The sequence below is a fragment of the Gemella sp. GH3 genome, assembly GCF_013415425.1.
GTDB lineage: Bacteria > Bacillota > Bacilli > Staphylococcales > Gemellaceae > Gemelliphila.
In genome coordinates this window covers 1-12,660 of the sequence record NZ_JACBYC010000170.1, presented here as the reverse complement: position 1 = coordinate 12,660, position 12,660 = coordinate 1, and the positions used below count along the sequence as shown (strand labels likewise).

At 29.5% G+C, this 12,660-nt stretch carries 10 protein-coding genes; 4 read left to right on the top strand and 6 right to left on the bottom strand.

What is annotated here, in order from left to right; translation table 11 throughout:
- Positions 1-36: 36 nt before the first annotated feature.
- From HZY83_RS06680 to HZY83_RS06670, 3 genes are all read left to right on the top strand, one after another.
- Positions 37-1,251 (top strand): hypothetical protein, encoded by a 1,215-nt coding sequence (locus HZY83_RS06680; protein WP_179943276.1) that lies wholly within the window; start codon positions 37-39, stop codon positions 1,249-1,251.
- Positions 1,252-1,254: 3 nt separating this feature from the next.
- On the top strand, positions 1,255-1,557 hold the full coding sequence (locus HZY83_RS06675) for a YutD-like domain-containing protein (protein ID WP_228098469.1): 303 nt from the start codon (positions 1,255-1,257) through the stop codon (positions 1,555-1,557).
- A 418-nt stretch (positions 1,558-1,975) separates the two neighbouring features.
- On the top strand, positions 1,976-2,524 hold the full coding sequence (locus tag HZY83_RS06670; RefSeq protein WP_179943268.1) for a hypothetical protein: 549 nt from the start codon (positions 1,976-1,978) through the stop codon (positions 2,522-2,524).
- A 274-nt stretch (positions 2,525-2,798) separates the two neighbouring features.
- Here the strand turns inward: HZY83_RS06670 and rplS are convergent, their stop codons facing one another.
- The 6 genes from rplS to tig all read right to left on the bottom strand — a co-directional run bounded on the left by rplS (position 2,799) and on the right by tig (position 10,304).
- Positions 2,799-3,143: a 50S ribosomal protein L19 gene (gene rplS / locus HZY83_RS06665; RefSeq protein ID WP_179943275.1), complete on the bottom strand. Its 345-nt coding sequence runs from the start codon at positions 3,141-3,143 to the stop codon at positions 2,799-2,801.
- A gap of 294 nt (positions 3,144-3,437) precedes the next feature.
- The gene (gene lpdA / locus HZY83_RS06660) at positions 3,438-5,180 is read right to left on the bottom strand and encodes a dihydrolipoyl dehydrogenase (RefSeq protein ID WP_179943274.1); all 1,743 of its coding nucleotides are present in this window, start codon (positions 5,178-5,180) and stop codon (positions 3,438-3,440) included.
- A 43-nt stretch (positions 5,181-5,223) separates the two neighbouring features.
- The gene (locus HZY83_RS06655) at positions 5,224-6,612 is read right to left on the bottom strand and encodes a dihydrolipoamide acetyltransferase (RefSeq protein ID WP_179943273.1); all 1,389 of its coding nucleotides are present in this window, start codon (positions 6,610-6,612) and stop codon (positions 5,224-5,226) included.
- A 30-nt stretch (positions 6,613-6,642) separates the two neighbouring features.
- Positions 6,643-7,635, bottom strand: coding sequence for an alpha-ketoacid dehydrogenase subunit beta (locus HZY83_RS06650; RefSeq protein WP_179943272.1), 993 nt, complete (start codon positions 7,633-7,635; stop codon positions 6,643-6,645).
- A 34-nt stretch (positions 7,636-7,669) separates the two neighbouring features.
- Positions 7,670-8,650, bottom strand: coding sequence for a thiamine pyrophosphate-dependent dehydrogenase E1 component subunit alpha (locus HZY83_RS06645; protein WP_179943271.1), 981 nt, complete (start codon positions 8,648-8,650; stop codon positions 7,670-7,672).
- Between the two features lie 379 nt (positions 8,651-9,029).
- Entirely contained in the window at positions 9,030-10,304 is a 1,275-nt protein-coding gene (tig, locus tag HZY83_RS06640; RefSeq protein WP_179943270.1) for a trigger factor, read from the bottom strand.
- Between the two features lie 236 nt (positions 10,305-10,540).
- Here tig and HZY83_RS06635 point away from each other — a divergent pair.
- Positions 10,541-12,660 (top strand): cation:proton antiporter (locus HZY83_RS06635; RefSeq protein WP_179943269.1); only part of this gene is annotated, 2,120 nt, incomplete at its 3' end.

The window sequence follows — 12,660 nt, the reverse complement described above, 5'->3', positions numbered from 1 at the left end:
ATGTATTATATAGATTTTAAAAAGGATTTTTTTCTAATGAAATTAAAAAAATTTATTTTAGTAATAATGGTAATTTCATTTTTACCATTTACAAATAAAATTAGTTTAGCTAATAATAATTTTATAGACAACAATGTAATAGAGAAATTGCGCTCTAATAATCCAAATGCAAACATAACTATATCAGAACTAAATACAGGAAAAATAATATCCAAAAATAAAGAAAACGAAGTAGTTTCTTACGATACTCTAATTAATAAACTACTAGTATTTACTATTTCCGAACAATTAAAAGAGAAAAAAATTACTTTAGATACGAAAATCAATTTAGCAGGTACTGACGATATTTTACAAAAATATGACATTTCCCAAGAAATAACTGTTAAAGATGCTATTTTCCTTCTAGAACAAGATAAATCTAATATTTTAGTTCAAAGTACAATTCAGTTTTTCAATTACACTATATCAGATTTTCAACATATTATAGATAAACTTACTTTACAAAATAGTGAGCTTGTTAGTTTAGAAATAAGTTCAGAAAATAAATCTACCGCTAAAAATATAAGTTATTTAGTAAGTGAAACTATTTTAAATTTTCAAGAAATAACTGATATAACTAAAAATCCTACTTATGAATTCAGTAATGGAAATACCGCAGATAATAACATAAAATTTATACAGTCAGATACTATAAGAGTTTTAGGAACAAACTACGATGGTAATAAAACAACACTTATAGCTTACAGCGGTAATACTAAAATATTAGTTACTGTCCTTAATATATCTGAAGATAAAGATAGCTTTTTTGATACTGTTCAAGAAATGTACGATAATATTTTCAAAAATTATATTTATAAACTAGCATTAAAAGCAGACACGTATAACATCAATAACGAGAATATATCAATAAGTAATGATATATATGATTTATTCTATAAAGATCATTCTGATAAAAACATTAAGTACTTTTTAATGAATAATAAAATATTGTTATTCCAAAATTACGATTACTTATCTGCCAACTATGCTACTGTGTTTTCTACGTATACATCTAATACGGATACATCTAACTATACGAAAATAAAGAATACTTTCATACAAGATAATGAATTTAGCACAAGATCTAATAAAGAAAAGTTAGATATTATTTTAGATAGAACACAATACTTTGCAATGTTTGTTCTACTAATTTATTCTGCTATATTTATCATACTATATATCTTGAAAAAACCTTTTAGTAAAGGAGAATAATATATGCAACTGACTCAAGAAAATTTAGTTTTTGAAACTGAAGATGGTAAATTTGAATTAATATTCAACTATAAAGATGCCTTTGATAAAGAGTTATTCTCAGCAAAATTTGTTGATGTATTAAAAAGTAAATCGTATATAGTAGGCGATATAGCTTATGAAAAATTAAGACTAAGTGGATTTATTTTGACAAAAGACAGTAACAATCATAAAAACATTAATAATCTTGAAGATTATATTACAGAATTTTGTAATTTAGGATGTCCATTTTTTGTGATAAAAAATCTAAATAAAATAAAAAACTAGTATTTAATAATATAAATACTAGTTTTATTTTTTTTTTATTAAAAATAATATTTTAATTGATTTTTAAATAAAAGCTATTTACAATTAGATATGTTTTTATTAGCTTTTATATGACATCATCATTAAAACAGTTTATTTTAACTGTTTTTTTATTTGTAATTTTATTATTGTATTATGTATACCCCTGTTACGTATCTTGTAAACTTATAGCTGATAAAATACTAATAGTTGTAACATATTAGCATATATTTTTATTTATCTATTTTTACTGTTTTTCATAATTTTGTTCTGTTTTTCTTTTGATTACAAACGTTTTCTATGTTATCGTTAAGGTGTAATACAAATTAAGTATATACTTAAAATAATTTTATGTAGTTGCAAATGCATAGGATAAATAAAATTTAAAGGAGAACTAATCATGAATAAAAAAATTAAATTAGCTAGTGCATTACTATCTACAAGTTTAGTCGTTACACCTGTTTCTGGAATTATTTATCAAAATGACAATGTTGCTAAAGCTGAAAATAAGGATATTAAAGAAGTTGTATATATAAAAAACAGCGAAATATTAAATATACTAGAACAAAAATATAAAAATAACGAGATATCAAAAGAAGATTATCAAATAATTAAGAGTGAACTACAACTAAGATGGGGACCACAAGGTACAACAAAAGTTGTTATATTTTTGGATGGAGCCTTTGATTTATATTTAAATAGTTACTTATCATATGCGGTATCAGCTAGTATTTCTGGTGCTACTGCTTTGATTACAGGTCTTCTAGCTGCTGCAGGCGTTTCAGGAGGAGCCTCTGCTATCCCAGTATCTGCAATAGCTACATTCATTGGAATGGTAGCTGGTACTGAACTTAGCAGAGGAGTTATTGTGTATTTTAAGAGAATATCACCTTCACCGTCAGGTTTTGGTGCTGTAAATTACTATCCTTCTCAAATTAGGAAACAATAATGGAAAAAATATTATTTATAGTTATTGTAGCTATACTATCATTAACAACATCTTATTATACACATAACAAAGTTACAAAATATAAAAAAAGAAAAAGAAAAGATAAGTAATTAGTCTTATTTTACTAATACAAAAACAGGGGTTTATTATATATCCCTTTAAAAATAAATTTTAGAATAACACAATATAAATATAATATATCTGTACTTTTCGGTACATTTAATAAAAAAAGCCGTTGAAATGCTGTCACTTCAACGGTGTTTTTATTATTTTATTAACGTACTTCTTTGATACGAGCAGCTTTACCACGTAAGTTACGTAAGTAGTATAATTTAGCACGTCTTACTTTACCTTTACGTACTACTTCTATTCTTTCTACTTTTGGAGTGTGTACTGGGAATGTTCTCTCTACACCTACTCCGTTAGAAATTTTACGTACAGTATAAGTAGCAGAGATTCCACCACCACGACGTTTAATTACTACTCCTTCGAATTGTTGGATACGCTCACGACCACCTTCGATTATACGAACGTGTACTCTAACTGTATCTCCAGCTCTGAACTCAGGAATATCAGTTCTTAATTGTGATTTTGTAATCATTTCGATTAATTTACTCATTTTTTTCTCCTTCATTTACAAAATGCTCGTTACTAACTCTTGTTAACAGAGGAACATCGTAATTAATGCCACAGCATCTTTATAATTATAGCATTTTTTATATTGTTATGCAAGATAAATTTTATAAATAAATACAAAGTTTTCGTATTATTTAAAATGTTATAATAAGTATTAATCTACAAAATAAATATTTTTCAATTATATTTCTATGTTAATAAATCATTTTATATAATAAATACTTCTTTTATATTTAAAAATCCCCTAGATTTTATCTAAGGGATTTTTTAGGTTGAATTATTTTTTCTTTGGTGCATGGATACACATATCTATACAGTCTGCCATAGCTTCATACAATGCCTCTGCATATGTAGGGTGTCCGTGGATAATATCCATTACATCATCTATAGTCATTTCTGTTTGAATTAGTGTTGATCCTTCATTAATTAATTCTGCTGCTACTGGACCAACTATATGAATACCTAATATTTCTCTATATTTAGTATCCATAATTACTTTTACAAACCCTTCTCCTTGATTTGATGCTAGTGAACGTCCATTAGCTCCAAAATTAAATCTTCCTATCTTAATATCATATTTTTCACGTGCTTGTTCTTCTGTTAGACCAACCATAGCAACTTCTGGATGTGTGTAGATAGCTGCCGGAGTTGATTTAAGATCAACTTTTTTACTGTGCCCCATTGCATTTTCTGCTGCAACTTCTCCCATTTTGAATGCTGCGTGTGCTAACATCTTAGTTCCGTTAATATCTCCTGGAGCATAAATTCCTTTAACAGACGTTTCCATATATTCGTCTACTTTGACACGTCCACGTTCCATCTCAAACTTGTCTGCTAATTCACCTAAACATTCATTATCTGGTACACGTCCAATAGATAATAATACTCTATCAGCTACTACATCTGGTCTTCCTTCAATTTTCACTGTTAAATCACGACCATTATCTTTGATTTCTAATAATTTAGAACTTGTTAATACTTCAATTCCTTGTTGCTTAAATTTCTTCTCTAATAGAGCTGAAGCATCTTTATCCATATTGGCAATTAATCTATCAGCCATTTCTACTATAGTTACTTTAGTTCCAAATGTAGCAAATGCTTGTCCTAATTCTGAACCTATTACTCCTCCACCAATAACTACCATTCTTGATGGTAATTCTGTAATATCTAAGATTTCATCACTTGTAAGAACTTTCTCGTTATCCATTCCTGGAATATTTATTCTACTTACTTTTGATCCACCTGCAAGAATAATTCTATCTGCATCAATAGTTTCAGTATCATTTACTAGTACCTTTTTATCGGCAGTTAACTTACCAACGCCGTTATAAACTTTTACTCCGTAAGATCTAAGAAGACCTGCGACTCCACCTGATAATGTTTTGGCTACCTTATTCTTAACGTCTACTGTTTTTTCCATATCTACAGAAAATGCATCATTTACTAATTTAATTCCACGATCACGTGCTGATTTTATATGATTAATAATTTCTGCATTGTGTAAGAATGTTTTTGTAGGAATACATCCACGATTTAGACATGTTCCTCCTAATTCTCTACTTTCAACTAAAGCTACTTTTCCACCAAGTTGTGCTGCTTTAATAGCTGCGACATATCCTGCCGGTCCACCACCAATAACACATACATCAAATTCTCCTTGGCGTTCTCTTTGTGGTAGTTTATCTTCTTCTTTAGTTGTAGGTACTTTTACATCTTTTGCAACTTCTGCAACAACTTCCTTAGCAACAGATGTATTAGATTCTACTCCTGGAATTTCTTCTCCAGCTTTTCCTATCCAAGCTATAGTTTGTACTACTGGAACAACTTCTCCTGCTTTATGTAATATCTTTAGTAATGTTCCACTTGCTTCTGCTTCAATTTCCATATTAACTTTATCAGTTACAATCTCAAGTAGGACTTCTCCTTCTTTTACTTCGTCACCTTCTTGTTTAAACCATTGTACGATTTCGCCTTCTTCCATTTCGCTTCCGGCTTTTGGCATTATTACTTCTACTGCCATTATTTTCACTTCCTTCGTTAATTTTCTTTATATTATTTTGTAATTATATCAATAATGATATAGGGTTTTCAATAGCTTCTTTTAATGTCTTCATAAATTTGGCACCCTCTAATCCGTCAACAACACGATGATCTGCTGTCAATGTAAGCATCATAATAGGACGCACTACTATTTCTCCGTCTCTTACCACTGGTTTTTCTTGGGTAGCACTAACTCCTAGAATAGCTGTATTAGGTTGATTAATTATAGGTACAAAGCTATGAACTCCATACATTCCTAAGTTACTTATAGTAAATGTTGAATCTGCCATTTCGTCAGGGCGTAATTTTCCTTCAAGAGCTTTAGTAGTTATCTCTTTTGAAGCTACTACCAATTCTTTTAGACTCATCTTATCAGCACCTTTAATAACTGGCACTACTAGACCACTATCCATACCTACAGCTATAGATAAGTTTACATAGTGATGTAAATACATTTCTTTTTCATCTTTTGATAATGAAGCATTAACATAAGGATGTTTCATTAACGATTTTATAACAGCTAAAGATACAAAGTCAGTAACTGTAGCTTTCTTACCTGTTTCTGCCATTATAGTATCCAAAACTTTCTTACGTAAAGCTAGTAGTTCTGTCATATCTACTTCTACATTTACTACGAATGTAGGGGCAGAGAAGTAAGATTCACTCATACGTTTAGAGATAACTTTACGCATTGGAGACATAGGTATAGTTTCGACAACTCCCCATTGATTTTCGTTAGGTAGTTTATCTTCTTTTTTCTCCACTTTAGAAACTATTTCTTCTTTTGGTTTAGGAGCTTCTTTAGTAGTTCCTGAAAGAACTGCCAATACATCCTCTTTCATTATTTTGCCATTAGGTCCTGTTCCTACTATAGATTTAACATTAATTCCTTCAACCTGTGCTATTCTTTCTGCTAAAGGAGATATTTTAACTTTATCATTTAATTTGTAATTAATTACATCATCTTTATGTATTCTTCCTTTAGCACCAGTACCTACAACTTTACTTAAATCAATATTTTTTTCTCTTGCAAATGCTCTAGCTGCTGGAGTAGCACGAAGACCAGAGTAATCTATTTTTTCTACTTCTTTTACTGGTGTTCTGTCAACTTTTTTCTCGACAACAGTTTCTATCTCTACTGATTTTGTATCAGTAGATGAAGATACCTCTTCTCCAGGTTCTCCTATCCATGCAATAGTTTGTACAACAGGTACAACATCTCCAGGATTAGCTAATATTTTTAGTAAAGTTCCACTTGCTTCTGCCTCTACTTCCATATTAACTTTGTCAGTTACAATCTCAAGTAAAACTTCTCCCTCTTTGACTTCGTCGCCCTCTTGCTTAAACCATTGTACGATTTCGCCTTCTTCCATCTCGCTTCCAGCTTTTGGCATTATTACTTCAATTGCCATTTGTTTGCTCACTTCCTTCGTTAAAGATTTTTATTTTTTATTTACTGCTTTTCTTATTGTAGCTTTAATGTCTTCAACATCAGGTACAACTAATTTTTCTAAATTTTTTGCTGATGGTATATTTGTATCAGCACCAGCTATACGATAAATCGGGCTATCTAAGAAATCAAAAGCATCACTTTCTGCAATACGTGCTGCAATTTCTCCTCCGAAACCTCCTGTCTTGAATGAATCATGACAAATAGCTAATTTACCTGTTTTCTTAACAGATTTAGATATAAGTTCTGTATCTAAAGGTACTAATGATATTGGATCTACTACTTCTACTTCAATTCCTTCTGCTTTTAATTCTTCAGCTGCTTGTAAACTACGCTCTAACATTCTTCCCCAAGAAACTAAAGTAATATCTTTACCTTCTATTTTTACTTCACCTTTACCTATTTCGTATACTTTATCAGTATCCACTTCTCCCTTACGTCCAAATAAAGCTTTTGGCTCAATATATATAACAGGGTTGTTATCACGTACAGACGCTCTAAGTACAGAATAAATATCTTGAGGTGTTCCTGGTGCTACAACTTTTAAACCAGGAATATGGCAGAACCATGCTTCTAAGGCTTTACAGTGTTGTGCTGCTGCTCCTGTTCCTGATCCAGATGCACAACGATAAACTACAGGAACTTGAACGTCTCCCCCTAGCATATAACGCATAGGTGCTGCTTGGTTAACTATTGCATCCATAGCTATAGTAACAAAGTCCATAAATGTAATATCTACTATAGGTCTCATACCTACTGATGCAGCTCCTGCTGCTGCTCCTGCAATAGCAGCTTCACTAATAGGTGTATCTAAAACTCTTTCTGGTCCAAACTCTTCCAGCATACCTACTGTTGTACCAAAATCTCCTCCAAATATACCTACGTCTTCTCCCATCAAAAATACTGTTTCGTCAGCTCTCATTTCATCGCTCATAGCTTCTTTAATCGCTTCACGAACTGACATAATTTTCATTTCTTTTACCATTTTATTTTCTCCTACTTTTTAGAAATAATATTTATTAATCTGCATAATTATCTTGGAATGCTACTTCTCCGTCTGCAAATGGTGATTCTTTTGCAAATTCAACTGCTTCATCTATAACTGCTTTTGATTCTTGTTCAATAGCTACTAATTCTTCTTCAGTAGCAATTCCATTTTCTAGTAAATAGTTTCTATATTTTACATTAGGATCTTTTAACTTCCATTCTGCAACTTCTTCACGACTACGATATTTTCCTGCATCAGACGCTGAATGTCCAAACCATCTATATGATACTGCTTCTACTAATACCGGACCTTTACCACTTCTTGCATGTTCTATAGCTTCTTGCATACCATCATAAACTGCTAAAACATCATTTCCATCTTCTATATAGACTGATTTAATTCTATATGATGCTGCTCTTTCAGTAATTTTCTCTACACGCATACATCTTTCTTGAGCCATAGAAATACCATATTTATTATTTATAACATAGAAAATAAGAGGTAAATCCCAGTTAGATGCCATATTTAAACATTCGTGGAAGCTTCCTTCGTTAGTAGCTCCATCTCCCATACAGCAAATAACTACATTATCAGTTTTTTTCATTTTTTGAGCTAGAGCTGCACCTGTACTTAGTCCGTGTCCTCCACCTACTATACCGTTACATCCCATATTCCCATTTTCTAAATCATAGATATGCATACTTCCACCACGACCTTTACATTGTCCTGTGGCTTTCCCTAGTATTTCTGCCATCATTCTGTCAATTTCTACACCTTTAGCAATTGTTTGCCCGTGACCGCGGTGATTAGAGAACATTAAATCCTCTTTTCTAAGTGGATAAATAGCTCCCACGTTAGCCGCCTCTTCTCCTACAGAATAGTGAGTCATACCATGAACCAAACCTCTAGAATAAAGTTTACTCAACTCCATATCGAAGTCTCTAATTAAAAGCATTAATTCGTACATTTCTAAATGCTCTTTTTTTGTTAAATCTTTTGATGATTTCACCATTATATACCTCCAAATGTATATTAATCTTATTTTTACTACTTTAATATACAACTTTAAAAAGAAATTGTCAAATAAATAAGACAACAATATTTAGCTAAGAAATTAATTTATAAATAAATAAATATATTATATACAGAACTGTCTTTTTCACTCATACACAAAAAATGAAAACACGTACAAATATTGTTTTTTAACGAAATATTAAAACTAGTACAGAAAGTTAATTTTGACTGAAACAATAATTGATTACTGTATTAATGATATATATGACAATTATAAAAATATAAATATATAAGTATTTATAATATTAATTCTGTTTTCTCATTATAGACGAATAAATAAAAAACTACTTTGTATATACAAAGTAGTTTTTTATTTATTACTTATTATTTTCTTTTAAGAAGTCTATTGTTTTCTTAATAACAATTTCTGATTTGATATCAAAACTTGATCCAATATTTTTCTTAACGTCCTCTACTGACATAGAATAAGTTTCTGCTAAATTATTAAGTTCTTTATTAATATCTTCTTCTGTAGCTTCTATTTTTTCTACAACTGCAATTTCATCTAAAGTAAATGAAGTTTTAATTTTTTTCTCTGCATCTTGACGCATTTCTTCTTTTAGATTCTCTTCAGTTTTTCCTGTGAATTGCTCATATAAATCTATTGATAAACCTTGTCTTTCTAAGTTAGCTTTCAAGTTTGAGTACATTTGATCAACTTCTTGATCTACTAACTTAGCAGGTACATTGATAGTTGCATTTTCTACAGCTTTTACTACTATAGCATCTGTATATGTTTTCTCTGCTAAATCTTCTTTTTCTTTAGTCATTTCTTCTTTTAAAGTAACTTTATAATCTGCAACTGTGCTAACTGCTTCTTTAGTTAAATCTTTTACAAATTCATCTGTAAATTCTGGTAATACTTTTTCTTTTATATCGTGAATTTTCACTTCAAATTTAGCATCTTTTCCTGCTAAATCAGCAACTTGATAATTTTCTGGGAAAGTAACATTAACTTCTACATCTGTATCAGCTTGTTTCCCTACTAATTGATCTTCAAAACCAGGGATAAATGAATTAGAACCTAATTCTAACTCATAACCATTAGCTTCTCCTCCATCAAATGCTACTCCATCAACATATCCTTTAAAGTCAATAACAACTATATCACCTTTTTTAGATTCTGTTTCTTTAATAGTCCATTCAGCTTGACGAGATAAGATTTGATCAATTCTTACATCTACATCTTCATCTGAAACTACTACTTCTTCTTTAGTAATATCTAAATTTTTATATTCTCCAAGCTCAACGTTAGGTCTTACTGTAACAGTAGCTTCAAATACTACTCCAGCGTCTTTATCAATTGATTTTACATCTATTTCAGGTAAAGCTAGAGGATTTAATTCTGATTCTTCAATAGCTTTTTGATAAGCTGTTGGTAATAAAGAATCTATTGCATCTTGGTATAAAGACTCTTCTCCATACATTTTATTAAAAACATTTCTTGGTAATTTTCCTTTTCTAAATCCAGGAGCATTTACTCTTTTTACTATTTTTTTGAAAGCTAAATCAAGAGCTTTATTAAACTCTTCTTTTGATGAAGAAAATGAAATTACAACTTTTCCATCTTCTTTATTTAAAATTTCTACCATATTAGTGGTTCCTCCAAATATTATACAAATATCTTAATTTCGATAAAAATACCGAAAACTCTTGATTAATTATATATGATAAACTTAAAAAAGTCAATTAAAATAAGCATTTTTATAGCCAAACTCTAAGTCATAAAATTCTAATTTATTCTTAACATTAAATTAATTTATAGAAATTTAATTATTTATGTATTATAATTGTAATAATTATTTTTTATAAAGGAGATATAAAATTTATGAACATTCTGGTAACATTTTTGTTTATAGTAATTTTTATAATTTTGGGTACCATTTTAAATACTAAATTCCAAAAAGTTCCTACAGCTTTGTTTCAAGTTGCATTAGGTGCTTCATTTTCATTAATTACATTTATACCTAATTTTAATTTAGATACACATACATTTATGGTAATAGTAGTTGCCCCACTGTTATTTACAGACGGGTACAAATTATCTCGTAGTAAATTCTGGTTATACAAAACACCTATATTTTTAATGGCAATAGCATTAGTATTAATAACAGTAGTAATAGTAGGTAGTATAATACATATTCTTTTACCAGCTATTCCAGTTTCAGCTGCATTTGCTCTTGCTGCAATATTATCTCCAACAGATGCTATAGCTGTAAAATCAATTACTAAAGGAATGAAATTACCTAAAGGATTAATGGATATTTTAGAGGGAGAATCGCTACTTAACGATGCTGCTGGACTTGTTTCTTTCAATATAGCGCTAGCTGCTGTTTTATCAGGAACATTCTCTATGATTAAAGCCACAAATGACTTCATTTTTGTAGCTTTAGGTGGTGGAATAGTCGGACTTATCTTAGGTATTATCTTAATTAAAATAAAAAGAATATTCGGAAGTTTAGTAAAATCTGAACCTACTGCATTAGTAACATTCCAATTATTAACACCTATATTTGTTTACATTGTAGCAGATAGATTTTTTGAAGTATCAGGAATTATAGCAGTAGTAACTACTAGTATAATCTATAACTTAGAAAGAGATGTTTTACAAGAAGATACTCTAAACAGTGAGCCTTCTCTTCTTATAGAAAGCACTCAAACAACAATGGGTTATCTATTAAATGGCTTTGTCTTTGTTTTCTTAGGTTATTTATTGCCAGATATATTTATTAATATGTATGAACACAAAGAAGTTACAATAACTACAACTTTAATATATTCTTTAATAATTACTATATCTATGATGTTAACTAGATTTGCTTTTGTTTATATATTTTACGGTTTATTCCAACCACATATATTTTCATCATTCCAAAAAATTACAAAAGTACTATCTGAAAGAAAATTTGACACAGGTAATTATAGCAGATTAGAATATTCAATAATAGCTTCGTTAGGTGGTATCCACGGTACAATCACTATAGCTACTGCATTATTAATACCTGTAACATTAACAACAGGAGAACAATTTCCACTTAGAACTACAATACTTTTTATAGCCAGCTGTGTTGTAATTCTTAGTATGATAATAGGGGCAATATTCTTGCCTTTAGTAGTAAAAACTTCTAATAAAGAATATTTAGAAATAAATTCTATAAGATGCGAAATGATTAATGATGCAATAAAAGAAATTTCAAATAATCACGTTCCTTACGTTACATCAATAGAAAACGACAAAAAAACAGATTTATCCAGAAAAAAACAAATTGCTTATGGTATGGTAGTAAAAAAACTTATGGAACAAGAAATATACTATTCAAACAAGTATGAAGCAAGACAAATAATATCTGATATACAAAAAATATACCAAAATATCCTTACTGCAGAAAAAGAAAAACTAAAGGAATTATCAAATAAATATGGAAAAAAAGATTTTTCTGTAAACATCTTAAAAATAAGACTCTTTAGAAGAAGTAAATTAGTAACATATTCTTTAACACGTCAAGTTATAATACAAATGAAATTATCTCTTATGGAGCTAAAATACAAAAGACAAATATCTAGAACTTTTATAAAAAATAGATTAAAGAAAAAGGTATCTAAAAAAAATGAAGACTATGATAACGAGCTAACAAACGCTTCATCAATACTATTTTCTACGTACAGAGAAAATATAAATGAGTTTAATAACATAGCTTACAGTGTTTTAGATCAATCCAAAGATTTATATCATCCGCGAGCTATCAACTTTTTAAATAGTATTTTAGATAATTTTAACAATGTCCTATTCATAAGATTTATGAGTGATCCTAGCACATACAAAAATGAATTTTACGAATTAAAAATGGAAGCTATTCATTTACAAAAATATCGTATTATGACAATGAAAAAGCTAAAACATATAAGCGCAGAAGATGCAGATATTATATTGAGAGATTTAAATTATAG